At 71.0% G+C, this 24,641-nt stretch carries 20 protein-coding genes; 12 read left to right on the forward strand and 8 right to left on the reverse strand.

Annotation, left to right across the window (positions count from 1 at the left end; all coding sequences use genetic code 11):
• Window positions 1-102: 102 nt before the first annotated feature.
• Together ACQPZF_RS17390 and ACQPZF_RS17395 are read left to right on the forward strand one after the other, a co-directional pair.
• Window positions 103-987, forward strand: a complete 885-nt coding sequence (locus ACQPZF_RS17390; RefSeq protein WP_433272807.1) for an EamA family transporter — start codon at window positions 103-105, stop codon at window positions 985-987.
• A 523-nt stretch (window positions 988-1,510) separates the two neighbouring features.
• Window positions 1,511-3,430 (forward strand): Calx-beta domain-containing protein, encoded by a 1,920-nt coding sequence (locus tag ACQPZF_RS17395; protein WP_433272810.1) that lies wholly within the window; start codon window positions 1,511-1,513, stop codon window positions 3,428-3,430.
• 130 nt (window positions 3,431-3,560) lie between these two features.
• Here ACQPZF_RS17395 and ACQPZF_RS17400 read toward each other — a convergent pair whose 3' ends face one another.
• Both ACQPZF_RS17400 and ACQPZF_RS17405 read right to left on the reverse strand, forming a co-directional pair.
• Window positions 3,561-4,550, reverse strand: coding sequence for a Leg1-related protein (locus ACQPZF_RS17400; protein WP_433272812.1), 990 nt, complete (start codon window positions 4,548-4,550; stop codon window positions 3,561-3,563).
• A gap of 1 nt (window position 4,551) precedes the next feature.
• The gene (locus ACQPZF_RS17405) at window positions 4,552-5,706 is read right to left on the reverse strand and encodes an oxygenase MpaB family protein (RefSeq protein ID WP_433272814.1); all 1,155 of its coding nucleotides are present in this window, start codon (window positions 5,704-5,706) and stop codon (window positions 4,552-4,554) included.
• Between the two features lie 424 nt (window positions 5,707-6,130).
• Here ACQPZF_RS17405 and fxsT point away from each other — a divergent pair, with 424 nt between their 5' ends.
• Together fxsT and ACQPZF_RS17415 are read left to right on the forward strand one after the other, a co-directional pair.
• A complete protein-coding gene (gene fxsT / locus ACQPZF_RS17410; RefSeq protein ID WP_433272816.1) occupies window positions 6,131-10,465 on the forward strand; it encodes an FxSxx-COOH system tetratricopeptide repeat protein in 4,335 nt (1,444 codons plus the stop codon).
• Window positions 10,466-10,468: 3 nt separating this feature from the next.
• A complete protein-coding gene (locus tag ACQPZF_RS17415; protein ID WP_433272818.1) occupies window positions 10,469-11,785 on the forward strand; it encodes an AAA family ATPase in 1,317 nt (438 codons plus the stop codon).
• 22 nt (window positions 11,786-11,807) lie between these two features.
• Here the strand turns inward: ACQPZF_RS17415 and ACQPZF_RS17420 are convergent, their stop codons facing one another.
• Window positions 11,808-12,785, reverse strand: a complete 978-nt coding sequence (locus ACQPZF_RS17420) for an SDR family NAD(P)-dependent oxidoreductase (protein WP_433272820.1) — start codon at window positions 12,783-12,785, stop codon at window positions 11,808-11,810.
• A gap of 92 nt (window positions 12,786-12,877) precedes the next feature.
• Here ACQPZF_RS17420 and ACQPZF_RS17425 point away from each other — a divergent pair, with 92 nt between their 5' ends.
• Window positions 12,878-13,486 (forward strand): TetR/AcrR family transcriptional regulator, encoded by a 609-nt coding sequence (locus ACQPZF_RS17425; protein WP_433272822.1) that lies wholly within the window; start codon window positions 12,878-12,880, stop codon window positions 13,484-13,486.
• Between the two features lie 56 nt (window positions 13,487-13,542).
• Here the strand turns inward: ACQPZF_RS17425 and ACQPZF_RS17430 are convergent, their stop codons facing one another.
• The gene (locus ACQPZF_RS17430) at window positions 13,543-14,301 is read right to left on the reverse strand and encodes an SDR family oxidoreductase (RefSeq protein WP_433272824.1); all 759 of its coding nucleotides are present in this window, start codon (window positions 14,299-14,301) and stop codon (window positions 13,543-13,545) included.
• Between the two features lie 177 nt (window positions 14,302-14,478).
• Between ACQPZF_RS17430 and ACQPZF_RS17435 the strand changes: the two genes are divergently transcribed.
• Window positions 14,479-15,309 carry a MerR family transcriptional regulator gene (locus ACQPZF_RS17435; protein WP_433272826.1) on the forward strand — a complete coding sequence of 277 codons (831 nt, stop codon included), beginning with the start codon at window positions 14,479-14,481 and terminating at the stop codon, window positions 15,307-15,309.
• 143 nt (window positions 15,310-15,452) lie between these two features.
• Window positions 15,453-17,327 (forward strand): PPC domain-containing protein, encoded by a 1,875-nt coding sequence (locus ACQPZF_RS17440; RefSeq protein ID WP_433272828.1) that lies wholly within the window; start codon window positions 15,453-15,455, stop codon window positions 17,325-17,327.
• 76 nt (window positions 17,328-17,403) lie between these two features.
• Here ACQPZF_RS17440 and ACQPZF_RS17445 read toward each other — a convergent pair whose 3' ends face one another.
• Window positions 17,404-18,036 carry a GNAT family N-acetyltransferase gene (locus ACQPZF_RS17445; RefSeq protein ID WP_433272830.1) on the reverse strand — a complete coding sequence of 211 codons (633 nt, stop codon included), beginning with the start codon at window positions 18,034-18,036 and terminating at the stop codon, window positions 17,404-17,406.
• 144 nt (window positions 18,037-18,180) lie between these two features.
• Window positions 18,181-19,047 carry a LysR family transcriptional regulator gene (locus ACQPZF_RS17450; RefSeq protein ID WP_433272832.1) on the reverse strand — a complete coding sequence of 289 codons (867 nt, stop codon included), beginning with the start codon at window positions 19,045-19,047 and terminating at the stop codon, window positions 18,181-18,183.
• A 139-nt stretch (window positions 19,048-19,186) separates the two neighbouring features.
• Between ACQPZF_RS17450 and ACQPZF_RS17455 the strand changes: the two genes are divergently transcribed.
• Window positions 19,187-20,080 carry an MBL fold metallo-hydrolase gene (locus tag ACQPZF_RS17455; RefSeq protein ID WP_433272834.1) on the forward strand — a complete coding sequence of 298 codons (894 nt, stop codon included), beginning with the start codon at window positions 19,187-19,189 and terminating at the stop codon, window positions 20,078-20,080.
• A gap of 65 nt (window positions 20,081-20,145) precedes the next feature.
• Here ACQPZF_RS17455 and ACQPZF_RS17460 read toward each other — a convergent pair whose 3' ends face one another.
• On the reverse strand, window positions 20,146-20,736 hold the full coding sequence (locus ACQPZF_RS17460) for a GNAT family N-acetyltransferase (protein WP_433272836.1): 591 nt from the start codon (window positions 20,734-20,736) through the stop codon (window positions 20,146-20,148).
• 178 nt (window positions 20,737-20,914) lie between these two features.
• On the opposite strand from ACQPZF_RS17460, the gene ACQPZF_RS17465 reads away from it, so the two are divergent.
• A complete protein-coding gene (locus ACQPZF_RS17465) occupies window positions 20,915-21,322 on the forward strand; it encodes a pyridoxamine 5'-phosphate oxidase family protein (protein WP_433272837.1) in 408 nt (135 codons plus the stop codon).
• Between the two features lie 47 nt (window positions 21,323-21,369).
• Window positions 21,370-21,519: a hypothetical protein gene (locus ACQPZF_RS17470; protein WP_433272839.1), complete on the forward strand. Its 150-nt coding sequence runs from the start codon at window positions 21,370-21,372 to the stop codon at window positions 21,517-21,519.
• 103 nt (window positions 21,520-21,622) lie between these two features.
• On the opposite strand, the gene lexA is transcribed toward ACQPZF_RS17470, so the two are convergent.
• The gene (gene lexA / locus ACQPZF_RS17475; protein WP_433272842.1) at window positions 21,623-22,282 is read right to left on the reverse strand and encodes a transcriptional repressor LexA; all 660 of its coding nucleotides are present in this window, start codon (window positions 22,280-22,282) and stop codon (window positions 21,623-21,625) included.
• A gap of 61 nt (window positions 22,283-22,343) precedes the next feature.
• Between lexA and ACQPZF_RS17480 the strand changes: the two genes are divergently transcribed.
• Together ACQPZF_RS17480 and ACQPZF_RS17485 are read left to right on the forward strand one after the other, a co-directional pair.
• Entirely contained in the window at window positions 22,344-22,886 is a 543-nt protein-coding gene (locus tag ACQPZF_RS17480; RefSeq protein WP_433272844.1) for a methyltransferase domain-containing protein, read from the forward strand.
• A gap of 200 nt (window positions 22,887-23,086) precedes the next feature.
• Complete coding sequence (locus ACQPZF_RS17485) at window positions 23,087-24,535, forward strand: DHA2 family efflux MFS transporter permease subunit (protein ID WP_433272846.1); 1,449 nt, start codon at window positions 23,087-23,089, stop codon at window positions 24,533-24,535.
• Window positions 24,536-24,641: the final 106 nt, after the last annotated feature.

Genomic DNA, 24,641 nt, shown 5'->3' on the forward strand with positions numbered 1-24,641 from the left:
GGACGGACGGCAACGGCGCGACGAGGCCGTCGGGAGCGGCTCGCCGGGGTTGTGCCGACCCCGTGGTTCACTGGCCCGATCGGTCGCCCGGGAAGGGGTGCGGTGAACCTCGTCGCGTTGTCCCTGGCGGTGCTGGCCGCTTCGCTCCACGCGGGGTGGAGCCTGCTGAGCAAGCGCTTGTCGGACTACGACGCGTTCGCGTTCATCTGGCTGGCCTCGCTCGGCTCCTTCGTGGTCTACGCGCCGGTGACGATCTGGCTGACCGACGGCCTGTCGCTGTCCTTGTCGGCGCCCCAGACCGTCTTCCTGGCGGGCAGCATCGTCATCAACCTGGCGTACTTCGTGGTCACCCAGCACGGGTACCGGTTCGGCGACCTGTCCCTGGTGTACCCGATCGCCCGCGGCACCGGCCCGATCCTCGCGACCGTCGGGGGGATCGTGTTCCTCGGGCAGGTGCCGGGCGCGGTCGCCACCATCGGGTTGGTCGCGGTGGCCGCCGGGGTCGCGGCGCTCGGCCTGCACCGCGCCCCCCGCGGCCCGGTGCGACCGCCGGGCGGCGGCTACGGCGGTGTGGTGGGCTACGGACTGCTCTCCGGGGTCACCATCGCCGGCTACACGCTGTGGGACCAGCACGCCGTGGGACCGCTGGGTATCTCGCCGTTCCTGCTCAACTGGGTCGACGACGCGGGCCGGGTGCTGCTCCTGGCACCGGTGGTCCTGCGCAGGCGGGAGGAGGTGCGCAGGCTGTGGCGCGACTGCCGCCTGCTGCTGTGCGGGGCCGCGACCCTGATGCCCCTGCCGTACCTGCTGTTCCTGTTCTCGTTGCGACTGGCGCCCGCGAGCGTCGTCTCGCCGGTCCGGGAATCCAGTGTGCTGCTCGTCGTGCTGGCGAGCGGCGCACTGCTGGCCGAGGGGCACCGGCGCTTCCGGCTCCTGGCGTCCGCAGGGGTCGTGCTCGGGCTGGCCCTGCTCGCCGTCGGGTCCTGACCCGAAGTCCGGCCCATCCCGGGGCGTTGCGGGTGGCGACCAGGTGATGGAGGCGCGTCCCGACTTCGACCTGGGACCACATCGGGGTGCGGGCGTCGGCCGGCCATGGATGACGACGGCATAGGCCGGGCGTGACCGTAAAAATCGGTCACCGTCACCTGTAAAGACCAGTGCCCGCACCAGCAGTGTCATAACACGATTTTCGTGTCCCACCGCTGGCGGATTGGTCCGGATCTCCGCGGCGACGATGATCCCAGTTACGTTTCCATGATGGGGGGCAACGCATTCTGCTCTCGGCTCGGCCGGATTCCCGGCCGACGCCGGCCGGAGCGGTGACAACGCCGATGGCGGATTTTCCGGGGAGTTCTGGGCAATCGTGCGTCGTCCCTGACCTGCTGACCCGCTCGTCTTCCCATGCTCCCGGAAAGTCCGGGGTGGTGCATCCGACCGGCTGCTGATCGATGTCCGAAACCCTGCCACAGCCCTGTGCGCGTTATGAGCAGAAACCTCATCAGGAGGATCCATGTCCCATTCCAGACAGCGGCGCCATTCGGTGCTGCGGAGATCCGTGGCGGCGGCCACGGCCACACTGACGTTGTGGGCCACGACCGCCGTGGTCGTCGCGGCACCACCGGCGGCGGCCCAGGTCGACCCGGTCGACGTCGTGGTCACCCTCGGCCCCGGCGCGAGCACCACGGTGGCCAAAACGGTCACCACCCCGGCTGTCCCGCCCAACCCCGACCTGGTGTTCCTGGCCGACACCACCGGGAGCATGGGCGGCGCCATCGCCGACGTCCGGAACAACGCGGGCGCCGTCACCAGCGCGGTGCTCGACGCCCAGCCGACGGCGCAGTTCGCGGTGTCGGAGTACCGCGACGCCGGGGACGCGTTCGTGTTCCGGGTCAACCAGAACCTGACCGGCGACACGGCGGCCGTGCAGAACGGGATCAACGCCTGGGCCGCCGGCGGGGGCGGTGACATCCCGGAAGCCGCCATCAACGCCCTGTTCGAGATCGGCAGCGGCGCCATCGCGTTCCGCCCCGACGGCACCCGGATCGTGGCGTGGTTCGGCGACGCGCCCTCCCACGACCCCAGCCAGGGCCACACCCTGGCCGCCGCCATCGCCGCGCTGCAGGCCGCCGACATCCGTGTCATCGCGGTCAACGTGGGCCCGGCCGGTGGCGGGCTCGACGCCGGCGGCCAAGCCACGGCCATCGTGAACGCGACGGGTGGCGTGCTGCTGAACAACGTCCCGTCCAACCAGGTGGCGCAGGCCATCCTCGACGGCATCCAGGCCGTCAAGGTCACCGTCACGCCCACGATCACCGCGTGCGACCCGCAACTGACCGTCGGCTTCGCGCCCGCGAGCCGGACGGTGGACAGCGGCGACGTCGCCGACTTCACCGAGACCATCACGGTGAACCCGGGCACCCCGGCCGGGACCTACCACTGCACGGTCGACTTCCTGGTCGACGGCACCTCGCGCGGCTTCATCGAACAGAACACCGTGCACGTGCCCGGACTGTCCATCAACGACGTGACCGTCGCCGAGGGCGACGCGGGCACCACACCCGCCACCTTCACCGTCAGCCTGGACCGGCCGAGCCCGAGCCCGGTCACGGTGAACTTCACCACCGCCAACGGCACCGCCGTGGCGCCCGGGGACTACACGGCGACCGCCGGCACGGTGACGTTCGCGCCGGGTGAGACCGCGAAACCGGCGACCGTGCCCGTCGTCGGCGACACGGTGGACGAGCTGAACGAGACGTTCACCGTGACCCTGTCCGCGGCCGACGGCGCGGCGATCACCGACGCGGTCGGTGTCGGCACGATCGTCGACGACGACCGCGACGGCGTGTTCTCCTGCCGGGCGAGCGCTCTGAACGTGGTCGGCATCGAGCCGGTGGTGGCCAACCCGGCCAACGTGCCCTGCGTGGACGACAGCGAGACGCTGGCGCAGGTCGGCCTGAACGCCGGGGCGCTGGCGGTCAACGCCAAGGTGCTGTCCGCCACCACCGACCAGACGCCGGACGACCTCACCTCGGCACCGCCGGCCGCGGGTGACAACGCCACCGCGAAGGCCAAGGTCGACACGACGACCATCAGCACCCTCGGCCTGACCATCGAGCTGGGTGTGATCCAGGCCGAGGCCGTGGCCCGGTGCGTGCCGAGCGGCGGCGGGCTGGCGCCGCAGTTCACGGGCAGCTCGACCATCGCCTCCCTCAAGATCAACGGAGTGTCGACGACCGTCGGTTCCGCGCCGGTCACCATCCCGCTGCTGATCGGCTCGTTGAGGCTCAACAGCACCGAGACCACGGCGACCTCGGTGACCCAGCGCGCCGTGGTGCTGGACACGCTGCTGACCGACGTGGTCATCGGTGAGGCGCACGCCGACATCCACGGCACGGGCACCCACCCCAACGGCAACCCCTGCACCAGCTAGCTGACCGAAGCTCGACCGACGTCAGCGTCCGATCAGGACGGGCCGCCGCACCCGGCGGCCCGTCTCGTTCCACGGTCGGTTGCCCGGAGGCGGCTCGTTCTTCGACGCCGGCGTCGGCAGTACGCCGGGGTCAGCCGTGCGGGGACTTGCGCCAGGCCCCGGCGGGACCGACCCGGGGGCCGGGGCGGAGCAGGTGGCGGAGCAGCTCGCGGCGCTCGGCGGCGTTGCCCGGCTTCGGGTCGAACACCGCGTCGAGCAGCGGCAGCACCCGGGCACGGGCTTCGCGGGTGCGCATGATCCGCCGCCACAGCAGCAGGTCGAGGTGGTAGCGCCACTTCGGGGTGGTCGCGAGGCGGAGGACGTTGACGACGTTGCCGCGGGCCTTGGTCGGCAGCGTGTCCAGGTCTTCCGGTGCGGCGAGCAGCGATTCGGGCAGCACGTCGAGGCCGTGCGCGGTCATGAAGGCGAAGTCGGTGGGCCAGGCCGCCGCCCACAGGTAGTCGACCATCCGGCACCAGCCGCGCAGGAAGGTCACCTCCAGGTCGGGCCAGGGTTCGGTGTCGACGTCGGCGAGCACGTCGACCACCACGTCCAGGCACGTCTTGTGCGCCTTCCACAGGGCCAGGCGCGCCGGTTCGGGGTCCGCCGGTCCGTTCCCGCCCACCAGGGCGAAGTAGGCGCGCCAGTCCGCCACCGCCGCGGCCAGCTCCTCCGGCACGACCCCGCCCGTCACGTACCGGAACCGGGAGCGGGTCGGCGGGTCGGCGACCGGCAGGGCCGGCACCACCCCGGCGGCACCGGCCGCCAGCCACGGGACGACGCTGAGCGTGTAGTTGCCGTAGCCCCAGGGCGAGTCCGGGTCGATCCGCCCGTCCCGCCGGGTGTCGACGCCCAGCCGGTCGGTGCGGAACTGCCACTGGTGCTGGAACATCAAGCCCCACAACGGGTTGTGCCGGTTGTCGGCGCCGAACCTGTCGGCCGGGTTGGTGTTGTCGATCATCAGCCGGTAGGCGGCCATCCGCTGCTCGAAGGAGAACGGGTCGAACGTCTCCCGCAGGTCCTCCGCCGTCGTCCAGACCGGGTAGAGGTCCAGGGCCGCCAACTCGTCCGGATGGGCCACGTCAGATCGGTGTGGCCGTCGGTTCGGCCGCGGTGGGGGCGGGGCACCGACCTTCGGCTTCCCACCGTTCGCGCAGGTCGGCGGGGATGTCGAGAGTGGTGGACTGGCCGTTGGTGAGGTTGCGGACGCTGCCGCCGAGCAGGAGGTTGCCGGCGCGGTCGAGGATGGTGGTGGCCAGGGCGTTGTCGTCCTCGGACCGCTCCATCGCCCGGATCAGACGGGTGCCCGCGCGTACGACGCCGGACCAGCCGCGTGAGTGCGGCACCTCCATCCAGTCCGCCACCTCCGGGTTGACGACCTGGCGGACCATGGCGGCGACGATGCCGTCGAAGAGTTCGCCGGGGAACAGCCTCTCGTACGTGGTCAGCAGGTGACGGGTCAGCGCCACGCCTTCGGAGGACGGGCCGTAGGCGGCCTCGACCAGCGTGGCGCTCAGCTCACGGGCGTCTTCGACGGACTCCGGCAGCGATTCGGCGGGGATGCCGAGCATGGCCCCCGTGACGCGCCAGACGTAGTAGTAGTCGGAGGCTTCCTGCTCGGTGACCGCGATGCCGATGCGCCGCATGCCCTCGACGACCTGCACCGAGAAGATCAGCAGGCCACCGACCATGTCCTGCTGGCACACGGGCACGCCGTCGGCCTCGACGTCCCACCGGCCGGATTCGGTGAGGAAGTGGCGCACCGCGGCGTGGATCAGGCGCGTCTTCTGGATGGTGGGCACGAACGCCCCACCCGACCCGAAGGCGTCGCGACCCATCATGTTCATGACGAACTGGGAGGTCTCCGACAGCCGCCGGTGGGGTTGGTCGAGGCCGTGGGTCAGGGTCAGCACCCGTGACGTGCGGGCGTGGGCGTAGCAGTTGACCATCGCGCCGAAGGTCAGCACGGAGGCGACGTGCACGCCGTCGTCGACGAAGAAGTCGTAGGCCCGCGCCACTCGGTCCAGGTCGGCCCACTCCGGCGGGTTGTCCGTGGCCACCAGGAACGCGCGCACCGACTCGGGCAGGTCGTCGGGGATGGGCTGGTCGTTCGCGCGGAAGTGCTCCAGCACCTCGTTGACCACGCCGACGCGGTTCGTCGCCACCAGGTCGGCGATGACCGCGTCGGCGAAGGGATCGCCCTGGAACTTCAAGGCCTCGAACGCGGCTGTGTCCATCAGGGGCCACCCTTCGCTGATCAGTGACCACTACTTCACTCCACGTGCACGTGGCACGCCAGGGCACGAACCGGTGAAGTGCGGGCCGAAACACCCACTCGCTGTAGGTGGACCGCTCGAAACGCGTCCCGAGCGAGTGACAGTGGAGCATTGGGAAGCCTGCCCTGTCCGCAGTTGGGCGGCAGGGTGGCCGCCGTTCGGGTCAAGTCGTTCGAGTCGAACCGTCCGTCCGTGGTCCTACCGCGATACTCGTCGCGTGGACAGGCCGAACATGTCGCAGCACGCAGTGGGGAATGCCCTGTCCGGCGACGTGTCCGGGACAATCGTCCAGGCGGGCACCATCGGTAGCGTATTCGTGCACACGCCCGATGCGCGCGAGGATCTCTCGGTCCCACTGCCCTACCGGTTCGGTGCGGTACCACGCTTGCCCGACGGTGCTCAGCACCGCGACCTGTCCGCAACCCTCGCCGAGACCGTGGAACGCGGCGACACCGCCGTGCTGAAGGGCGTCGGTGGCGCGGGGAAGACCGAGCTGGTCGCGCAGTACGTCAGAGACCTGTGGGACGGCGATGAACTCGACCTGCTGGCCTGGGTGGGCGGATCGTCGCGGGAGTCGATCGTGCTCGCGTACGCCGAGCTGGGCGCGAACCTGACGGGCACCGAGGAAACCGTCCCCGAACGCGGTGCGGAGCGGTTGTTGGAATGGCTGGCGGTGAGCAGGCTCCGTTGGCTGGTCGTGCTGGACGACGTCCGGGCGCCGAACGACATCTCGGGGTTGTGGCCGCCTGCCACGCACTCGGGGCGGACGATCGTGACCACCCGCCGTCCTGACCTGCCGACGCGGCGAACGCGCCTGAAATCGATCACCGTGGGGTCGTTTCGGAAGGAGGAGGCGCTCGCCTACCTCGACGCCCGGTTCGCCGATGCGCCGGACGGCCTCGTCGGCGCCGCCGAACTGGCACGGGACTTGGACTACCTGCCACTGGCGCTTGCCTCGGCCGCCGCCCACATGCGAAACGTGGGGCTGTCGTGTGCCGAGTACCGGTCGAGGTTGAACGCGCGAAGGCGCGCTGTGGAAGGACGTCCCCCCACCGGCGACGACCTTCGATCGATCGTGGGCCTGACGTGGTCCCTCGCCGCGGAGGCGGCCGACCGGGAAGCCCCCACAGGACTCGCTCGGCCACTGCTGGAAGCGATCAGCGTCCTGGCTCCCTCCGGCTTCCCCTCCGGCCTGCCGGCTGCCCCGGCGATGCTGGAGGCGCTGTCGGCGGTGGTCGGTCGGGTGGTCGACCGGTACGAGGTGGCGGACGGACTGGCCGTCCTCCAGCGGTTCGGCCTGGTTGATCCGACACCGGATGCCGGCAGCCCCCGAGTGCGGATCCACCCGCTGGTCCAACGGGCTGCGCGCGATGCGACAAGGGACCAGGACCTGCCCCGGATCGCACGTGCCGCGGCTTCCGCTCTCCTCGGGGAGTGGCGCGCGAGCGCGGGCGAACCGGGCCAGGCGCAGATGCTCCGGGCGAACGCCGAGGCGCTTCGCGCCGTTGCCGGCGACGTGCTGTGGGACGCGGACCACCGGGAGATCCTGGTGCGCGCGGGGACGAGCCTCGCGGCCGACGGACTGGTGTCGGAGGCGGTGCACTACTTCGAGGACCTGCACGCGGAAGCCGCACAGCGGTTGGCGGAAGACCACCCGTTCACCCTGGGCATCCGACGGCACCTGGCCATCGTCCGCGCGACCGCGGGGGACGTGCGCAGATCCGTCGTCGAGTTGGAGGAACTGCTGGCCTCCTACTCCGCGGCGCTGGGACCGGATCACCCCGACACCCTCACCACGCGCGACCACCTGGCCGGGTGGCGAGGCGAGGCCGGTGACCTCCACGGCGCGGCGGCCGAGTTCGAGCAGGTCCTGGCCCTGCGCTCGCGAGCGCTCGGGGAAGACCACCCCGCCACCCTGGCCACGAGGGGCAACCTGGCGTTCTGGCGGGGGACGACCGGCGACCTCGACGGCGCCGCGACCGGGTTCGAGAGCCTGGTGGCCGCGAGCACCCGGGTGCTGGGCCCGGACCACCCGGCCACCCTCACCGCGCGTTTCAACCTCGCCCGCTGGCTGGGGGCGGGGAACAACGTCGACGCCGCCATCACCGTCCTCGAACAACTGCTCGCCGACCAGCGACGGGTGCTGGGCTCCGGCCACCCGGACACCATGGCCACCCGCCACGGCCTGGCCGACTGGCGCGGCGCCGCCGGGGACGCCGCCGGTGCGGTGGCCACCATGGAGCGGGTCCTGGCCGACCGCGCCAGGCTGTTAGGACCCGACCACCCGGACACCATGGCCACCCGGCAGAGCCTCGCCGAGTGGCGTGGTGCCGCGGGTGACGCCGCCGGTGCGGTGGAGGAACTGGATTCCCTCTACGAATACCGGGTCCGGGCGCTCGGCCTCGACCACCCCAACACCCTCATCGCTGCGAGCAACCTGGCCGCGTTGCTGCGGCAGGCGGGGAACCACACGCGCGCGCGGATGCTGCACGAGCACGTGCTCGACGCGCGCCGCCGCGTCCTCGGGCCCGATCACCCCGACACCCTTCGCTCGGCCGCGAGCCTGGCGGTGCTCCTGCGGCAGTCGGGGGACTACGAGCGGGCCCGCGACCTGCACGAGCACGTGCTCGACCGGCGTCGTCGGGTGCTCGGACCGGTCCACCCCGACACGCTGCGCTCCACCGCCGATCTCGCGGTGGCGTTGCGGCAGTCCGGGGACTTCGCCCGCGCCCGGGTCATGGACGAGACGGCCGTCGAAGGGCGACGTCGGGCACTGGGCCCCGACCACCCGGACACGGTCAGGTCGGAGAGCGCCCTGGCCGCGCAGGACCGGTTCGGGGTGCCCCGGATCTTCGTCGCGCACCAGACCGCGGGTCGGGTGGTCGACGAGATCGTGGCAGGGCTGCAGTACCACGCGATGATGGTGCACACCAGCGGCTCCATCGGACCGGGCGGACGCCACGGGCCGGCGGCGGAGGAAGCGTTGACCTCCTCGGACCTGGTGCTGGCGCTGGTCACCGAATCCGGGTTCAGCTCGCCCGCGGCGACCCGCGTGATCGACTCCGCCCTGTCGCGCGACCTGCCGTTGATCCCGGTGCTCGTCGGCGTCTTCCCCGGCGAGGTCACCCGGATGCTGCCCCACGGGATCACCGACCGACGGGCGATCACCCTCGACTCGACCACCCCGGCCGAGATCGACCGCCTGGTCGAGTCCGTGCGGCGGGTGATCCTGGCACGCCGGGAAGTGCGGTCGGAGCAGGGGAGCCGGAGCGGAGCGGGGCGGCTCTCGCCCGACGAGTTGGCCGAGCTGCGGGACGCGGTGGCGGCGGCGTTCGACGACGCCGGACGGCCGCTGGAACACGATGACCGGCGCCCCCAGTTGCTACAGCCCGGACCGGTGTGGATCTCGGCCGAGGTAGCGCCGACGACGACCGAAGTCGACCACTTCGCCGAGCACCTCTCCCATGGGCGGCTCGGGTACCTGGTGCACGTCGGCGATCTGCGCGCCGGCGCGCAGATCGCCCTGGACCAGATGCGCATCGGTGGCAAGCCGGTCGTGACGGTCACCGCGCGGTCGTTGCGGGCGGCGCACGCCGACCAGCGCGTGGACGCCTTCCTCGGCGAGCTGGAACGCGACTACGGCAACCGCGACAACCTCTTCGACACCAAGAACGCGTTGATCAACGAGCGGTTCCTGTTCGGGCGTGACGTGCTGCTCAACACCGTCGGCAGCGCGTTGCGCCGCAACGAGCACGTTCTCGTCACCGGACTGCGCAAGGTGGGCAAGACAAGCCTCCTGAACATCCTCCGACAACATCTCGCCGACCGCCCGGTCTGCCAGGTGGACCTCCAGCGCTTCGACCGCCACGGCGAGGACTGGCCGCCCACCCTGTTCTCGTTGATGCTCACCGCGTTCGACCGGTGGGGGCGCACCGAGTACGACGACTGGCCGTTCGAACCGTCCACTCCGACCACCACCACCGCGCTGGAAGCCGAACTCGACCGCAGGCAACAACACCTCGTGAGGTCCGGTCGACCGGAGACACCGCTGGTGGTCGTACTGGACGAGTTGGAACGCATCTACCCGGCACGCGGCGAGGACCACGCCGCACGGCAGTGGGTGCGCGCCGGCGGCGCGCTGCGCGCCCTCGCACAGGGGGAGCGGCGCCACGTCGTCGTCATCGGCGCGGACCTGAGACCCGGAGTCAACCGCGACAACGACCTGGGCCCGGCGGGCACGAACCCGTTCTTCTCGTTCTTCCAGGAGACACCCATCCCGCTGCTCGGCGCCGAGGCGGTCGACAAGATGGTGCGCGACCTCAGCAGGGCCATGGCGATCGAGGTCGTCCCGGCCGAGTTCGTGTCCCGGCTGTGCCGGCTCACCGGCGGCCACCCGGCACTGGTGCGGACGGTCGCCGCCGAGGCCTACCGGCAGCGCGCGAAGCCCTACGAGTTGTCGTCGACCGACCTGGACGTGGCACTCGACCACCTCGAAGACTCCGACGCCGTCGGCTTCTTCCTGCGCAACAACCTGTGGCAGCTCATGACGGTGGCTGAACGCGAGGTGATCCAGGCCGCCGCGCAGGCCCGCGACGTGGCGGCATTCGTCCCCGAGGCGGAGCGGAAGCAGGCCATTTCGGCGTTGCGGACCCAGGGCCTGCTGGGCGACGGCGTGCGGATCGGGTTGTTCCGCGACTGGCTGCGCCACCTGGAGAGCTGAGCCGTGACCAATCCGTTCTACTCCAGTTCCCTGTTCGTCGGCCGCGATCGCCAAGTGACCGATCTGTCCCAACTGCTCGGGCACGGACGATCCGCGTTGCTCATCGGTGGGCGGCGGGCCGGCAAGACGACGTTCGTCCGCCGGTTGACCGCCGAATCGGTGGGACGCGCGGTGGTGCGGACGGACGTCGCCGGCTGGGACCTGGCGTCGGAAGCAGCCGCCCTGGGCGCGTTGTTGAGCGCGGTGCTGGGGCAACAGGAGACGTCGCGGTCGGCGGCCACCCGCCACGAGGTGGCCATGGCGCTGCACGACATCCGACCGGTGGCGCTCCTCATCGATGAAGCCGACCGGGTCCTGCTCGCGCGGTGGGGGCCGGGTTTCTTCTCGTTCCTGCGTTGGCTGGACGACACGTACCTCCGCGACGACATCGCGATCCTGCTGTCCGGCGGGCCGGTGCTCACCGTGTTCCGCGACCCGGAGGATCGGGGCTCGCCTCCGTTGAACACGGCCGAACCCAGGTTCCTCGACCCACTCGACCGCGCCGCCGTCGTCGAACTCGCCGGCCCGGTGTCCAGTGCGGACATCGATGCGCTGATGAACCACTGCGGTGGGCACGCCTGGCTCACCAAGCTGGTGTTGGCGGCGCTCTACAACGGCAAACCGATGGAGGATGCGCTTGACGAGGTCTTCGACCTGGCGGTGAGCACTTTTCCGGTGTGGGAACGCCAACTGGGCGAGGCGGGCCGGCTCCTGCTGCGGGACTTACCCGCCGGCGGTCTCAGCAGAGCGGCTCTCCGGAGTGATCGCTGGGCGAAGCACCGCGCCGCGTCGAGGCTGAGCCGAAGTGTCGGAGCGGTGCGCTACGAAGACGGCTTGCTGCGACGCGGGCCGCGCCTGTTCGTGGACTGGCTCCTCCAGCGCCAAGCCGACGACACGACGTGGGACCTCGCCATCTCCTACGCGTCGGAGGACGAGGCGTTGGCCCGCCAGATCAACGCCCACCTGCGCGGCGAGTTCCGGGTGTTCTACGCGCCCGATCAGAACGCGGCCCTGTGGGGCACCGACCTGAACCGCGTGTTGCCGAACACGTACGGTGTTCGCAGCAAGCACGTCCTCGTGCTCAGCACACCGATCTACGTGACCAAGCACTGGACGAGACTGGAGTTCGAGTCGGTCGCGGTCCACGCGCCGGAGCGCATCCTGCTGATGGATCTCGGCGGCCTGCCCGAAGACCTGCCGGACGGACTGGTCTACCGCGGAGGCAGTCCCGGCGAGATGGTCGGGCTGGTCGCCGCGCTGCGGGACAAACTCGCCGTCTAGCTCCCCCGTCACGGGCCGTGCCTCAGCTCTTGTCGAGTTCCGCGTTGACCATCGCCTCCAGTTGGTCGCGGCCCTCGGTGCCCAAGGCTCCGCCCAGTGCGGTCGCCAGTCGGTCGAACGGGTCCTCCAGAGGCAGTGCCGCCAGGCTGTCCGCGAGTTCGGGAAGCGTCCAGAGTGCGCCGTCCTTGTCGACCTGCGCGCCGCGCGACCAGCCGTGGTTGACCGCGATCGAGCCGCCGCGCACCGACAGGACCTGTCCGGTCAGTGGGCAGCCCTCGCTGACCAGGTATGCGACGAGTGGGGCCACCACGGCGGGGTCCTTCGGGTCCAGTTCCCCGGCCGGCGGTGTCCGGTCCATACCGGGCACCGGGTTCGTCAGCCGGGTCCGCACCATCGACGGGCTGACGCAGTTCACCCGGACGCCGAGCCGCCGCAGTTCCAGCGCGTGCACGGTCGTCATGGCCGCGACTCCGGCGTTCGCCGCCGCGTAGTTCGTCTGCGTGGGCAGCGGGTTGAGCAGGCCGGAACCCGAGGCGGTGTTGACGATGGCGCGGTCGGTGCGCACTCCGTCGTTCACTCGTCCGCGCCAGTACGCCGTGGCCCAGCGGCTGACCGCGAAGGTCCCTTTCAGCTTGACCGCGACGACGTCGTCGAACTCGGCTTCGGTCAGCCGTTCGAGCCCTTTGTTGACCTCGATGGTGGCGTTGTTGACCACCGCGTGCAGATCGCCGAACTCCGTGACGGCCCGCTCGACCATGCGCTGGGCGTCCGCCCAGTCGGTGACGCTGCCGGTGTCGGCCACCGCCCGCCCGCCCCGTGCGCGGATCTCCTCGACCACATCGGCGGCGACGCCGTCGTCGCCGCCGCGCCCGTCGATCTCCACGCCGGGGTCGTTCACGACCACGTTCGCGCCGCAGTCCGCCAGGTGCAGCGCCTCTGCCCGGCCGATCCCTCGCCCGGCACCGGTCACCAGCACCGTCCGCCCGCTCAACCCGCCCATGACGACCCTCTCTTCACTCCGATACATCTCAGTGCACTCAGTATACTGATGCATCAGGTGTATTGAGTTACGTGGTGCACTACGCTCGTCCTGTGCCAGACGATGTCGGACGCCGCGAACGCAAGAAGCTGCTCACCCGGCAGGCGCTGGTGGACGCGGCCGTCCGCCTGTTCACCGAACGGGGCTACGACGAGACGGCTGTGGCCGACATCGCCGAAGCCGCCGACGTCAGCAAGCGCACCTTCTTCCTGCACTTCGCCACCAAGGAGGACGTGCTGCTGGCCGACGGCGGCGTCAGGATCGATCTGGCGGTGCAGGCCATCGAGGGACGGCGACCCGGCGCGCCGATACGCGAGGTCCTGGCCGAGGCGACGACGTGCATGATCGCCAACACCGCCGGCGAGCTGCCGAACGGGCTCGCGGCGCTCCGTGCCCGGCTGGTGGTCACCACGCCCGCCGTCCAGGCTCGCGTGCTGCACACCATGTTCGTCGCGCAGACCCGGATCGCCGCAGCGTTGCGCAAGGCGTACCCGGACCTGCTCGACGAGGTCACCGCGGCCGGCGTCGTCGGTGCGCTGACGGGCGCCATCAGCGCCGCTGCCGTCGCCAGCCTCCAACTCGGCGAGCCACCCGAACCGACCCGCGCCGCGATGCGGCACGCGGCCGAGATCGCACTGGACTACGTGGAAACGCTCGCCTGACCACGTCAGGGTGCCCGTAGCGACTCGGCCGGCGTCGGATCGCCCGCCAGCGCCACCTACTTCGCCGGAGGCGGGTTCAGCGGCAGCCATTCCTCGAACCGAGTGGTGGACAACTGCGCGTCGGCGCTCGGCAGCAGCGTGTCCCTCTCCAACAATGCACCGAAGTAACGTGCGTCCGGGTCGGCCACGACATCGCGCGGGTCGCCCTGGAACGCCAGCCCCTTGCGGATCAGCTCGTCCAGGCCGAACTGCTCCGGGCCGGCCACCTCGACGGTGCCGTCGAGCGGTGCGCCCACGGCGGCGCGGCCGACGGCGCCGGCCACGTCGTCGCCGGCGATCGGCTGGATGCGGGCGTCCGACAGGCGCACGGTGTCGCCGTCGGTGGCCGCCTCGGCGATGCTCCGCACGAACTCGAAGAACTGGGTCGCGCGCACGATCGAGTACGGCCGTCCCGAGTCCTCGATGAGCTTCTCCTGCGCGATCTTCGCCCGGAAGTACCCGCTCTCGGCGAGCCGCTCGGTGCCCACCACCGACAACGCCACGTGGTGGCCCACACCGGCCTTCTCCTCGGCGTCGAGCAGGTTCCCGGTGGACGTGCGGAAGAAGTCCATCACGGCGTCGTCGGCGAACGACGGCGAGTTCGAGACGTCCACGACGACCTGGGCGCCTGCCAGCACCTCGGCCAAGCCCTCGCCGGTCAGCGTGTCGACCCCGGAACCAGGCGACGCGGGAACGGCTTGGTGGCCGAGTCCGCCGAGTTCGCGCACGAGCTTCGAGCCGATCAGACCGGTGCCGCCGATGACGACGATCTTCATGTCCTGCCTTCCGTCCTGCCGTCCCCGGCCGGCCCGGGGACGTCCGTCGACAGCCTGTGCCGACTGTTTCACTGTGCCGGCACCGGCCGGGTGCGGCCGGAACATCCCTCACCGCCGATGCGGTCCGTAGCCTTGGGTGCTTGACCTTGTAGTTGCTGTAGAGGCGAACCTGGTGCCATGTTGTCCATCAGCGATTTCAGCGAGATGTGCCGTCTGTCGCCGCAGACGCTGCGGTTCTACCACTCGGAGGGCTTGCTGGTCCCCGCCGAGGTCAACGAGCAGACCGGCTACCGCTCGTACACGTTCGACCAGGTCGAGCAGGCCATGCTGATCACCGTGCTGCGCGGCGCGGGCATGAGCGTCAAGCTCGTCCGGCGTGCGCTCGACGAGCCGGACACGGCGCCTGCCCTGGTGCAGCAGCACAGCGCGGAGGTGCAGCGCCTTCGGCAGGAGCAGGACAGGGCGATCAGCGACGCGTGCGAGCTGTTCGACGCGTGGCCGGAGGCGCGCCTGCGCCACACGCCGGGTACGACCGTGGTGTCGAAGGTGGTGCCCGGCCCGGCGGGCGGGAGCGACCAGTACGACTGGGAGCAGGCCGATGTCGCCCTGGCCGCCACCGTCCGGGAAGTCGCCGAGGCGGTGAAGTCGTGCGGAGCCGTCGTGTCGGGGACGCCATGGCGCGCCCCGGCCATCGAAACCCCGGAGCAGAAGAAGCGGAACCTCACCACCGAGGGGCCGCACTGGCTGGCGAAGGTCCCCGTCACGGCGGAGGAGGACGCGGTCGCGGCCCTGCCCGCCGACGTCGAGGTGCAGACCTTCGAGGCCCGGCGGGAACTGTCGATCTTCATCCCGGGCCGCAGCTCGACGGCCAAGTACGGCACCGCGATCTCGCGCCTGGCCACGTATCCCCTCGACGCCGCCTTCATCGACCTCTCCCGCATCCGCCAACTCGTGCACGACGACGGCGTCGAGACCGCGGTGGCGATCTGCGTGCTCGATGAGAGGTGACCGGACGGGACGGCCGAACGTCGGAACCGCCGACGCGCGATCCGCTTCACCGCCGTGCCTGAATGGGCCAACCTCGGCCGAAGACCGGTTGCGGAGACTTGTCGGGCGGTTTCCTGGACGTCCGGAAACCAGGGGGAGAACACATGGCCAAGCGTTCACTCGGTGTGCTGGCGGCAGGAGCGGCCCTCTCGCTCCTGCCGGCCGGGCAGTCCGTCGCCGCACCGGAGCAGCACGCCGTCCGATGGATCCAGCCCGAACCGATGCTGATGTTCCCGTCGAACCTCTCGAACGCCGATCCGATCGCGGTCGCCCGCGATCGCGAGGCGAAGGCGCAGGTGCGGGCGGGGGCACGGCAACAGGCCGCCGGCACGCCCTTGCCCTATCGGGAGAAGGAGGCGGTCGGCGCCGGTGGCGCCAACGACAGCCCGGCGACCGCCGAGCACATCGCGGGATTCGGCACCCGCGGGCAGAACAACCCGAAGGTCGCGCTCACCGGTGACCTCAAGCCCGACGACACGATCCCGACGCTGCCGCCGTTCGCCGAGACCAACGACGCGATCGGTTTCGCGGGCGACACCGGTGTCGGCGGCGCACATCGGGCCATCCGCACCAGCGGCGCCATCGGCGACGGCCCGCACGGCAGCGCCGGCGACGGCACGGGCGACATCGACTTCTACCGGCTCGACGGGGGCGCCTCCGGGGTGACGTTCACGGCGCAGACGTCGACCCCGACCGGCGACCTCGACACGTTCCTGGCGCTGTTCGACGCCGACGGCAACCTGTGGGCGGTCAACGGCAACGTGGGGGGCACGACCGACTCCGCCATCATGTACACCATCCCGCCGGGCCGGGACTTCTACCTCATGGTGGGTTCGGACCCGTTCGGGGTGCCGCGTGATCCCAAGACGCCGGGCACCGGTGCGGGCGTCTCCACGGAGGGCCCGTACGACCTGCGGATCACCAGTGGCAAGAGCGGCGGCGACCTCGACTACTACTCGTTCGACCTGCGTGCCGGCGACGTGCTCGGCGCGTCCGTCGCGGGCGGCGGGACGCGGCTCGCGGTGCACGACCCGGCCGGCCGCGAGGTGTTCGGCTCCTCGCAGGACCTCACCTGGATCTTCGCCGTCGACTCGCCGATGCCCGGCGGCGGCAACGCCGTCGTGGACTTCGCCGCGCCGCGGGACGGCCGGTACCGGCTCGGTGTCGAGGCGGGCGAAGGCCCGTATGACATCAAGCTCGAAGCGTTCCGCCCCGGCACGGAGACCGCGCCTCGCGGCTCCGTGCACACGATCTTCCTGGACTTCGACGGCGCCAGGGTGAACACGGCGATCTTCGGCAACGGTGGCGGCCTCCGCGACCTCTCCCCGTTGTCGAGCTTCCTGCCGAGGTGGGGGCTCACCGCACGGGACGAGCGCGCGTTGACCGACGCGGTCATCGCGACCGTGCGGGAGAACATGGAGCGGGACCTGGCCGCCAAGGGCACCAACCCGCGGTTGGCGCTGCGCATCCTCAACAGCCGCGACCACGCCGATCCCTGGGGGCAGCCGAACGTCAGCCGGGTCGTCGTCGGCGGCACCACCGCCGAGACGGGCATCTTCACCATCGGCATCGCGCAGTCCATCGACGCCGGCAACTTCGGCCGGGAGGAGACCGCGCTGGTGCTGCTCGACGAGATCAGCGCGCCGGCCGGACCGGACTGGTCGATCAACTCGTACCTCCGGCCGCAGAGCGACCGGATCGGGTTCATCGGCCGCGCGGTCGGCAACATCACCAGCCACGAAGCCGGGCACATGTCGGGTAGCTGGCACACGGACGAGCGCAACGAAGCGCACGGCGTCATGGACCCGGGCGGCAACCCGGCCGTGATGTTCGGGGTGGGCCCCGACGGGGTCGGCGGCACGGCCGACGATCCCGATCTCGACTTCATCGAGGACGGGCTGAGCCCGTCCGAGGGCTTCACCGGGATCGAGGACACCGTCAACCGCACCGCGTGGGCGTTCGTCCGGGGAACCGGCTGACGCGGAGGTGGGCGCGGCTCCTGCCGTCGTCGTCGGGCACTGGCGGCGGGGCCGCGCGCACCTGGACGACCACCGGTCAGCGTGCGTCAGGCAGGTCGGGTTCGCGCCACATCGGATAGGACTCGGGTCCGCCGTCGGGCAGCGCACGCGCGAGGGTGGGGCCGTCGGCGTATCCCAGCCTGCGGTAGAGCCGCGCGCTGTCCGGGCTCGACGCGATGAGGAACGTCGGTGTGCCCGGACCGTCGGCGAGCAGGGCGTGGTAGTGGCCCACGAGACCGCGGCCGATGCCCTGGTTCCGGTGTTCGGGCGTCACGCCGAGCACGGCGAGGAAGTGGTGGGGCCGGCCGCGGGGGTGCAGGTCGTCGAGCAGTTCGTCGTACACGAGGAACCGCGGGGTGTGGACGCCGCAGCCGCGCGCGAGCCGCTCCTCGTAGTCCCGCGGCGGGGGCGGCGGCCGGTCCGGCTGCTCGTGTCGCACCCAGACCGCGGCGGCGGTGAGTGTGCCGTCGTCGGCGGTGACCAGGTGGATCGCCCCGTGTTCGAGCCCATGTTCCACGGCCAACTCGAAGTGCGCGCGCAGGGCGACGAGGCGTTCGACGGGGTCGCTCACGAGCCATTCGCCCGGTGTGGTCCCGTGGAAGACGCGTGCGAACAGGTCGGCGACCTGCGGCAGGTCGGCCGAGGTCGCGGTGGTGGGGACGTGGTTCATGCCGCGCCACCGTGCCGACAACAGATCTCCGCTTGGGCGCGCACGACACAGTTGTCCCAGACCTGAGCGGATTCCGGAAGGGATCACCAGGGCAGATCGGCGGAGGACCGGGTCCGCACCGGGCCCGCACCGAGCCCGGTCGCGTCAGGTGCGGGCAGACCCGTAGACGGCCGCGGCGATCCGGGCGAACGAGCGGATGAGCGGGCCGGAGTGGGCGTCCGACCAGGCGACCACGAGGTGGCTGGGCGGCATGTCGGTCAGCGGCACCGACGTGAGACCGTCGGGAAGCGCGTGGACGAGCGGCGCCAGGCCGATCGTGCCGTTCCACAGCACCGCTTGCAGGCACTCGTGGACCGTGCGCACGACCTGGCCGTCGAGCCGGGGCCCGTCGGGGCCGCTCCAGTACGCCCGCCAGATCGGGTCGATGCCCGCCGGCAGTTGGAACCACCGGCGGTCGGCGAGTTCGCGCGAGTGCAGGCTCTCGCGGCCGGCCAGCGGGTCGTCGACGCGGAGCACCACACCGACCGGGTCCGTGCGCAACACGTGCGTGACGAGGGCCGTGTCGTCGAACGGCGTCCGGGTGAGCGCCACGTCGACCAGCCCGGCCCGCAGCCCGGCGGTCGGGTCGGTCAGACCGGCTTCCCGGATGCGGACCTGCACCCCGGGATGGCGTTCCCGGTAGGCGGCGGCCAGCCGGGTGCCGACCTGCTCGGCGCTGTCCGCGAGGGTGCCGATGGTGATGGTCGCCGCGCCGGCCGCCGCCGCCACGCGTGAGCGGACCTGGTCCGCCTGCGCCAACAGCGTGCGCGCCTCGTCGTAGAGCGAGACCCCGGCCGGGGTGAGCGCCACCCCGCCGGGTGAGCGGTGCAGCAGCACGTGCCCCAGGTCGTTTTCGAGCTGCTTGATGGCCCTGCTCAGTGGGGGCTGCGTCATGTGCAGCCGTGCGGCGGCGCGCCCGAAGTGGAGTTCTTCGGCGACCGCCACGAAGTAGCGCAGCTCGCGTAGGTCCATCACCGGCGAAGATACCCGCACGGTATCGGCGCGGCGGAATCGGGCTTGGACACCTCGGACACTCCCGCGATGGACTGGACCCGATCTTGGACTGCCCGCGAGACGACCCGCGGGCGCCTCGCCACCCGAAGGAGACACCGTGACCGAACCCGTGCAGGCCGAACCCGTCGTGCAGGTCACGGGCGTCCGGGAACTCGCCCGCGACCTCGTGGTCATCCCGGACCGGCGCGTGCAACTCGTCCCGAACATCGGTGTCATCGGCGGCCGGCACTCGGTGCTCGTCGTGGAGACCGGACTGGGGCCCCGCAACGCCGAAACCGTGCTGAAGTTCGCGACCGAGTACGCCCGGGGGCGCAAGCTCTACCTGACCACCACGCACTTCCACCCGGAGCACGCGTTCGGCGCACAGGTCTTCGCGGGCGAGGCGACGTTCCTGGTCAACCGGGACCAGGCCGACGACCTGGAGCGGAAGGGCCCCGGCTACCTGGAGATGTTCAAGGGCCTCGGCGCACCGGTCGCACGGGAGCTGGAAGGGGTCGAGTTGGTGCGGCCCGACCTCGTCTACGACCGGGAGTACGACCTGGACCTCGGCGGCCGGGTCGTGCAATTGCGGGCCACCGGCCGGGCGCACAGCAAGGGCGACCAGGTCGTCCGGGTGCCGGACGCGGACGTGCTGTTCACCGGCGACCTCGTGGAAGCAGGCCAGTTCGCGATCTTCCCGTGGTTCCCGCCGCACGACACCGATGTCTCGGGCACCCGCTGGCTCGCGCTGATGCAGCGCCTGGCCGCCGAGGGCGCGGGGATCGTCGTGCCCGGTCACGGCGATGTCGGTGACGCGCGGCTGCTCGCCGACGTCCGCGACTACCTCCAGTTGCTGCGCGACGAGACGTGGGCGCGCCGCGACTCGGCGATGAGCGAGGCGACGATCGCCGCGGAGGTCTCGGCGCTGATGATCGAGCGACGCCCGGACTGGGTCGGTCGGGAGTGGATCGACAAGGGCGTCGGCTGCCTGTGCGCCGAGCACTCCGCCTGACCTGAGGACGCGACCGGCAGCCCTTCGACTCGGCGGATCTGAGGCGTGCGGCGCACCGCACCGCGTCAGCGGACTTGAGGCGCGCGGCGCATGCACAAGGTCAGCGGTCCGCCGTCGGGCAGTTGCACTTCGGCGAACACCTCGAAGCCGAGCTTGCGGTAGAGCCGCACGTTCCGGTCCCCGGTGGTCTCCAGGTACGCGGGCGCACCGGCCTCGTCGGCGGCGTCGAGGCCCGGCTGGATCACCGCGCTGCCGAGGCCCTGCCCCTGCCGGTCCGGCCGCACGCCGACGGTGCCGAGGAACCACGCCGGCTCCGTCGGCCGGTGCGGGCCGAGGGCCTGCTCGGCGCGGGCGGACGCTTCGGCCCGGTCGCCGGCGAGTTCCCCGGCCCGTTCGGCGATCGGCCCGAACGCCGCCGCGGCATCGGTGTCCGGGGTGGTCCACACCGCGACGGCGCCGCAGTCGTCGGTGACCCAGACCGCGCCGTGGTCCAGCCCGACCTCGGTCAGGAACAGCCGTTGCAGCTCACGTACCCGCTGCTCGTGGTCGTCCGCGGCCACGACGTGCCGCACGAACGGATAACCCGTGAACGCCGCGGCCAAGGTGTCCGCGGCAGCCTCGATGTCCGCACCGGTCGCGCGCCGAACGTCAGCCATGATCGCGACGATACCGGCGCGTGCCGAAGCGCCCCGATCTGGCTCCGACAAGGGCAGTGCAGACGCACACGCATTCATCGCAGACGCACGCGCATGGCCCAGCGCCGGGCCGCCCGGTTGGCTGGCCATGCGGCCATCAGGCCCCGGTGCGGCGACGGAAGGATGGACCATGCCGGTGATGAGCAAGGCGCAGCGCGAGGAGTTCCTGGCCGGGGTGCACATCGGCGTGATGGGCATCGCCCGGCCCGGCGGCCCGCCGCTGACCGTGCCGGTCTGGTACCAGTACGAGCCGGGCGGCGACGTCCGGGTGCAGATGAGCCCCGACTCGGTGAAGTTCCGACTGGTGGACGCCGTCCGGGAATTCAGCCTGGTCGTGCAGGTCGAGACACCGCCCTACCGGTACGTGAGCGTGTCCGGTCCGGTGGTGGCCGTCGAGCGGGACACCTCGCACGCGGACCTGTTGTCGATGGCCCACCGCTACTTCGACCGCGACGCCGCCGTCGACTACGTCGAAACGATCAAGGACGAGGCGATCGTGACCCTGCACATGCGCCCACAGCGCTGGTACTCGACCGACTACGGCTGAACCGGGGTCTGCCATGCTGGGCGGGGCAGCGGATCAGGGGGGAGTGCATGGCGTCGAAGCGCAGGAGCGGTGTGGCGCCGTACGTGGCGCTCGTGGTGGCGTTGATCATCTTCGTGCCGGTGTTCCGGGAGGCGTTCCTCGACCTGTTCGACCCGCTGCTCGACCTGGTGAAGAACCTCAACCCGTTCCGCGCCTAGCCCGGTGTCCGCGAGCTGAGGACTGCCGGGCAGCTCGTGGTGGTCGCCGAGGATGTCGGACCCGCACGCGACAGAACGTGGACTCCCGCCGTGCCGGTGAGCGCTAGACGCTGCGCAACACCGAGACGACCGTGCCCAGGACGACGGCGTTGTCGCCGTCGATGACGTCGTACGCCGGATTGCGCGGTTCCAGGTAGACGTGGCCGTTGCGGCGCCGGTACACCTTCACGGTGGCCTCGTCATCGATCATCGCGGCCACGATCTGGCCGGAATGGGCCTCGTTCTGCTGACGTACGACGACGATGTCGCCGTCACAGATCGCGGCGTCGATCATCGAGTCGCCACGCACCCGCAGACCGAAAACGGTGCCGCGGCCGGTGAGTCCGCGGGGGAGCGTGAGGAGGTCGTCGACGTGCTCTTCCGCCGAAATGGGACGGCCCGCCGCGATATGGCCCACCACCGGCACGGTCACCGAGTCGTCGGGCTCCCGCGTCGACGGCTCCCGCAGGAACGCGCGCACGTCGATCGGCCGGGACACCGCGGTGCTGCGCCGCAGGAATCCCTTTTCCTCCAGGCTCGCCAGGTGTTTCGACACCGACGACGACGAACGCAGGCCGACCGCGTCACCGATCTGTCGAGTGCTCGGCGAATACCCGTGCCTCATCACCCAGTCCCGGATCGCGACCAGAATTCGCTGCTGACGCTGCGGCAGGGCGGAGGTGTCCAGGTGCTCGAAGGCATCAAGATCGTCGTAGGCGGCCACCTGCGGGATGATAGAGGTAGTGGACGCCCTGTCCGCGCCCTACCGGGTACCGTGCTCGAATATGGCCGAACCGGACTTCGTGCGGCGCACCCGGTCCTCCTATGACGCCTTGGCGGACGACTACGCCGAGTGGATTCGCGACGAATTGGCGGCCAAACCCCTGGATCGCGCGGTGCTCGGCGGGTTCGCCGAACTCGTGCGGACGGCCGGAGTGGGGCCCGTCGCCGATGTCGGGTGTGGTTCGGGCCGGGTGACGGCACATCTCGCCGGCCTCGGGCTGTCGGTGTTCGGGATCGACCTGTCGCCGCGGATGGTCGCGGCGGCCCGCCGGGCGTATCCGGGTCTGCGGTTCTCCGTGGGGTCGATGACGGCAGGAGCACTGAGCCGAGGCCGCAGGTCACGAGGTCTCACTCGACTTCCACTCGCGGCAGCCGGACCGCGTGGCGGAGCTGCTGGACCGGGCCGGCCGTGCGGGCACGGAAGCCGTGCGAGCCCGACGTGGACGGCGACTTCCCGGAAGGACACCGCAGGGCTTCGTGCCGGCCCGCAAACCTTTCCACGACCGAGCGTGACAAGCGGGACGAGCACGTTTCACACACGGTGACGATTGCGTTCGAAACCGTGACGAATGGTTCAGGGTGGGCGCACGGCCCGGTGCTGTGAGCGTCCACACTCGGGTTCGCCGGCGGCGGAAATCGTGCTGTCGAGACGTGCGCCGATGGGTACTGTTGAGCACGTTCAGGGCGCTGTCGCTCGTTCTCGCGTCCATTTCTTCTGCGCCTGTTTGCTTCTGGGGGACATCGCATGACATCCGCAGGTGTGTCCGACGCCGTGGCGTCGCCGCCCGCACTCGGCCGCGGCGACCGCGTCGTGATCGGCGTGCTGCTCGTGGCCACGTTCGTGGTCATTCTCAATGAGACGATCATGGGTGTCGCACTGCCCGTGCTGTTGACGGAACTGAACGTGACGGCCGCCGTGGGCCAGTGGCTCACGGCGGGCTTCCTGCTGACCATGTCGGTGGTCATCCCGATCACCGGCTACCTGATCCAACGGGTGCCGACGCGCGTGCTGTACGGCGTCGCGATGAGCCTGTTCAGCGCGGGCACCCTGCTCGCCGCCCTGGCGCCGGGCTTCGCGGTGCTGCTCGTGGCGCGCGTGGTGCAGGCGTGCGGCACGGCGATCATGCTCCCGCTGCTGATGACGACGGTGATGACGCTCGTGCCGCCGGCCCGCCGCGGCGCCCTGATGGGCAACATCTCCATCGTCATCTCCGTCGCGCCGGCCATCGGCCCCACGGTGTCGGGTGTGCTGCTCGACGCGTTCGGCTGGCGCGCCATGTTCTGGACGGTGCTGCCGATCTCGGTGGCGATGCTGGTGCTGGGCCTGCGCCGGGTGACGCGCATCGGCGAGTCGAGCGACGCGCCGATCGACGTGCTGTCGGTGGTGCTCTCGGTGTTCGGCTTCGGCGGACTGGTCTACGGCCTGTCCAGCTTCGGGCACGGCGCGGGCGCGTCCACCACCACGCTCTGGCTGTCGCTCGCGGTCGGTGTGGCCGGTATCGCGGCGTTCGTGCTGCGCCAGTTGTCGCTGCAACGCGACGAGCGCGCCCTGCTGGACCTGAGGACGTTCGGGTTCCGCACGTTCACGCTGGCCAGCGCACTGATGATGGTGATGATGGTGATGCTGCTCGGGGTCGCCACCATCCTGCCGATCTACATGCAGAACGTCCTCAAGCTCGCCCCGCTGGCCACGGGTCTCCTGCTGCTGCCCGGCGGCCTGCTGATGGGTCTGCTGTCCCCGCTGGTGGGCCGGCTCTACGACCGGGTGGGGCCGCGCATCCTGCTGATCGTCGGCACGGTGGCGACCAGCGCGTCCCTGTGGTTCGCGTCCGGGTTCGACGCCTCGACGCCCGCCCCGTTGGTGCTGGTGTTCCACCTGCTCCTCAGCCTCGGGCTGGCGTTCTCGTTCACGCCGCTGTTCTCGGCCGGCCTGGGCGCCCTGCCGGCCCGGCTCTACTCGCACGGCAGCGCCATCTTCGGCACGACCCAGCAGTTGGCCGCCGCCGCCGGGGTGGCCCTGCTGGTGAGCGTCATGAGCGCGCGGGCCGCCTCGCTGGCCGCGGCCGGCGAGCCCGGCGTGGGCGCCGAAATGGGTGGTATCCACACCGCGTTCCTGTTCGCGGCCGTCCTCTCGCTGGCGGCGGTCGCCGGCTCCTTCGCGGTCAAGGGCGGGAAGGCCGAATCCCCGGAGTGACCATCCGACGACCCGGCCGCCCGTCCGTAGTGGGACGCGCGGCCGGGTCGTGCCGCGTCGGCCGGTGTGCACTTCGGACCGTCGCCAGTTGTGAGTGGACGAATCC

Source organism: Actinosynnema sp. CS-041913 (genome assembly GCF_050942485.1).
Lineage (GTDB): Bacteria > Actinomycetota > Actinomycetes > Mycobacteriales > Pseudonocardiaceae > Actinosynnema.

Bases quoted from the DNA above. Each gene is read 5' to 3' on its own strand.
- ACQPZF_RS17395 (WP_433272810.1), top strand. From the start codon at position 1,511: ATGTCCCATTCCAGACAGCGGCGCCATTCGGTGCTGCGGAGATCCGTG.
- ACQPZF_RS17405 (WP_433272814.1), bottom strand. From the start codon at position 5,706: ATGGACACAGCCGCGTTCGAGGCCTTGAAGTTCCAGGGCGATCCCTTC.
- ACQPZF_RS17420 (WP_433272820.1), bottom strand. From the start codon at position 12,785: ATGGGCGGGTTGAGCGGGCGGACGGTGCTGGTGACCGGTGCCGGGCGA.
- ACQPZF_RS17430 (WP_433272824.1), bottom strand. From the start codon at position 14,301: ATGAAGATCGTCGTCATCGGCGGCACCGGTCTGATCGGCTCGAAGCTC.
- ACQPZF_RS17435 (WP_433272826.1), top strand. From the start codon at position 14,479: ATGTTGTCCATCAGCGATTTCAGCGAGATGTGCCGTCTGTCGCCGCAG.
- ACQPZF_RS17440 (WP_433272828.1), top strand. From the start codon at position 15,453: ATGGCCAAGCGTTCACTCGGTGTGCTGGCGGCAGGAGCGGCCCTCTCG.
- ACQPZF_RS17445 (WP_433272830.1), bottom strand. From the start codon at position 18,036: ATGAACCACGTCCCCACCACCGCGACCTCGGCCGACCTGCCGCAGGTC.
- ACQPZF_RS17450 (WP_433272832.1), bottom strand. From the start codon at position 19,047: ATGGACCTACGCGAGCTGCGCTACTTCGTGGCGGTCGCCGAAGAACTC.
- ACQPZF_RS17460 (WP_433272836.1), bottom strand. From the start codon at position 20,736: ATGGCTGACGTTCGGCGCGCGACCGGTGCGGACATCGAGGCTGCCGCG.
- ACQPZF_RS17465 (WP_433272837.1), top strand. From the start codon at position 20,915: ATGAGCAAGGCGCAGCGCGAGGAGTTCCTGGCCGGGGTGCACATCGGC.
- ACQPZF_RS17470 (WP_433272839.1), top strand. From the start codon at position 21,370: ATGGCGTCGAAGCGCAGGAGCGGTGTGGCGCCGTACGTGGCGCTCGTG.
- ACQPZF_RS17480 (WP_433272844.1), top strand. From the start codon at position 22,344: ATGGCCGAACCGGACTTCGTGCGGCGCACCCGGTCCTCCTATGACGCC.
- ACQPZF_RS17485 (WP_433272846.1), top strand. From the start codon at position 23,087: ATGACATCCGCAGGTGTGTCCGACGCCGTGGCGTCGCCGCCCGCACTC.